This is a genomic window from Paraburkholderia sp. SIMBA_053, from assembly GCF_046534895.1.
Classification (GTDB): Bacteria; Pseudomonadota; Gammaproteobacteria; order Burkholderiales; family Burkholderiaceae; genus Paraburkholderia; species Paraburkholderia caledonica.
The window spans coordinates 1-276 of the sequence record NZ_JAWRXU010000591.1; the positions used below are offsets into that span (position 1 = coordinate 1).

Genomic DNA, 276 nt, shown 5'->3' on the forward strand with positions numbered 1-276 from the left:
GGCCGATTTGTCAGGATGGCGCTCGTAATAACGTGAAAGAGATGATCCCCCCGTGGCGCGAATCCGGGCTGGCCGACGAGCCAGCCGAGCGCCGACATCAGGGCGAACAGGTCGACCCCATCAATATCGGCGCGCGCCGTTCCCTCGGCTTGAGCGCGGAGCAGTAGTCGCGCGCCCGCCGAACGCAGCGCTGTGCTCGAAGCATGAAGCGCGGAGTCCGGGTCCGCGTGCGCGGTCGCAAACAAGGCGCAAATACCGCTATAGCTGCGAACGAAT

At 64.9% G+C, this 276-nt stretch carries 1 pseudogene; it reads right to left on the reverse strand.

Features of this window, described 5'->3' with window-relative positions:
* Positions 1-254, reverse strand: a pseudogene (locus SB753_RS36965) (TetR/AcrR family transcriptional regulator); the annotation flags it as partial.
* Between the last annotated feature and the right edge of the window lie 22 nt (positions 255-276).